The organism is Microcystis sp. M53603_WE2, assembly GCF_030065435.1.
The window spans coordinates 1-2,406 of the sequence record NZ_JASJFF010001001.1 but is presented as its reverse complement, the minus strand read 5'-3'; the positions used below and the strand labels follow the sequence as shown (position 1 = coordinate 2,406).

Genomic DNA, 2,406 nt, shown 5'->3' with positions numbered 1-2,406 from the left:
TAGCGATTTTTGTCAATTGTTTTTGCTCTAGAGCGAACTAATCAATTAAGTCTCTTGCCAGATAAGGATTTAGTCGATTTATGCCCCCCTATCGAACCATACCAAGTAACGAAGAACCGAATTTTATCTGAATTTATGAGTTGAAATCGATTTTTCATGGACAGAGTTCTTAAAACCTGTCTATCTCCAGCGTTGGATGATAATTATCTATCAAAAAATAATGCTTCTACACAAGTTCTCTATTTAAATAAGAGAATTTTATCTGATTTTTTTCAAAATGAGAATTGCTGTTGGAACACCAGTGACCTTACCTATTAGGTCAAATAGGATTAGTTGGAAACAAAATCCTGCTCTACCCAGCTTTGTGTCCCATTATCCCTTACCTATTAGGTCAAATAGGATTAGTTGGAAACGTCGGTCTGGCGTGAATAATGCAGGAAATTGCTGGTAGATCCTTACCTATTAGGTCAAATAGGATTAGTTGGAAACTAAAAAAGTAGGGCTAATTCCGGAATTAGCCCTACTCTTCTTCCTTACCTATTAGGTGAAATAGGTAAGGTTGGAAACACTTTGATAACAGCAGTCTTAGAGATTTTATAATCCGCTCTCCTTACCTATTAGGTCAAATAGGTAAGGTTGGAAACCTTCTCATAAGAAACAGGAGAAGCAGGGATTGAAGCGATTTTTTTTATCCGTTAATTTCCCCTATCAATCCGTTAGGATTACTAGGCAATTAACTAACAAGAAAAAGTCATGGCAGTCTTAGAAATGCTCACCGTTCCCTTTTGCTCTCCCCTTGCTGGCAGCCTTGGCGAATAGATAATTAAAATAACTCAAATAGGACTGCCCTAGCAGTTCTTTCTAGGTAAAGCGGCAATTTTTAATCAATTGTTAAAATATTAAAAGGATGCTAAAGATGGCGGCTAGGGTTTCCAGAGTGAGCTATCCTAGAGATACTACTTACTCCATCCTCCCCCATGCTCGATCGAGTTCTCCATAGTCGTTATCAAGTCCAACAGTTACTGGGAAAAAAAACTATCTTAGCTAGGGACAGACACACCACCCAGTTAGTGATCATTAAACTTATTCCTGTTCCTAGTGGGCAAGGGAGTCAGTTTATCGGAGAAATAACCAGTAAAATCGCCCTGTTGCGACAACTCTCTCACCCATCTCTCCCCAAATACCTCGATAGCTTTGAGATAGATTCATCCCAGGAAGCAATCATCGCTATTGTCCGACCTTATTTATCAGCGCAGCCTTTAGAAAACTATCTTAACTCCAGTTATTTGTTAGCAGAACAAGACCTCAAACAAATTGCCAAATATCTCTTGGAGATTCTCTCCTATCTCCATCAGCAGGATGTCCCCATTAACCACGGCAATATTAAACTTAGTAATATCCTCTTTGATACCCAGTCCCATCGTTTTTATCTAGTTGATTTTGCCTTTGATTCCGATTCTCCCACCACGGACTTACAGGATATAGGTAAAAGTTTGATTAGTTTAGCCACGGGGATTAAGCATCGTTACATACCCGAAAACTTTGAACAAAAAACTAATCTAAGCGCTTTTTTCATCTATTGGTTAAAAAGATTATCAAACTCCCCCCCAGACTCTCATTTTCGTTCGGTGACAGAAGCTTTAGCCAGCTTATATAGTTGTCAATTGATCCTAGTATTTATTGGCAATCTGACCAAACCCTACGGCAGCGAAGTTACTGTTTATAAAAAAGATAATCTCCTGCAAATAAAAATCGCTAGTAAAACCAAACAAAAGTTTTTCAACAATCTCAAAACCCAGTTAAGACAGTTTTTACCATCCCTATTCTTTACGTTCATTCTCTTAACCATAGTCGGTATTTATGAGCTCAAACTGGTCGCTTTTTTAATCCCGATTATCCTAATTTTTCTGCTCAATTTAATCTCCTCTAGTTTATCTTGGCAGTTATGGAAATCTTTTTGGCAGGGGGAACTAGAGTTAAAACTTACCCCCAAAAAAGTTTCTCTCTACCAAAAACTCTGGGGGCTGAAATTTAAACTAACTGCCGATGCTGCTAGTTCCGAAATTTATAGTCTCCTCCGTCGCAATGTCACCGTCACTATGCAGGGAGAAAATGTTAATATTATTCCTCCTTCTCTGGTTCTCGTTGCCAACCATCGAGAATATGTTATCACTGCCAGTGAAGATGTTAGCGAAGCGGAATTAGATTGGTTGGCACAACAGTTAAGTGATTGGCTACGTTTACCGATTACGAGAATTTAAGGTGTATTAAGCTAAGTTAATACACCCCAAATTTATCTGATAACATCTTCCGATTTAATCAGATGCGCTTCTAGGAACCAGAGACGTTTATCGATGTCCCGGGAGATTTCCGTATAGAGATCTGCTGTGTCGGCATCCCCTTGAT

General features: G+C 38.8%; 2 protein-coding genes, 1 pseudogene and 1 CRISPR repeat array. Of the genes and pseudogenes, 2 read left to right on the top strand and 1 reads right to left on the bottom strand.

Annotated elements, in window-relative coordinates; translation table 11 throughout:
- Positions 1-9 precede the first annotated feature (9 nt).
- Both PX481_RS21210 and PX481_RS21205 read left to right on the top strand, forming a co-directional pair.
- Positions 10-144, top strand: a complete 135-nt coding sequence (locus tag PX481_RS21210) for a hypothetical protein (protein ID WP_288095836.1) — start codon at positions 10-12, stop codon at positions 142-144.
- A 161-nt stretch (positions 145-305) separates the two neighbouring features.
- Positions 306-644: direct repeats of the CRISPR family, unit length 36 nt; unit sequence CCTTACCTATTAGGTCAAATAGGATTAGTTGGAAAC.
- 333 nt (positions 645-977) lie between these two features.
- Entirely contained in the window at positions 978-2,261 is a 1,284-nt protein-coding gene (locus tag PX481_RS21205) for a protein kinase domain-containing protein (protein ID WP_288095834.1), read from the top strand.
- A gap of 32 nt (positions 2,262-2,293) precedes the next feature.
- On the opposite strand, the pseudogene PX481_RS21200 reads toward PX481_RS21205, so the two are convergent.
- Positions 2,294-2,406, bottom strand: a pseudogene (locus PX481_RS21200) (DNA starvation/stationary phase protection protein Dps); the annotation flags it as partial.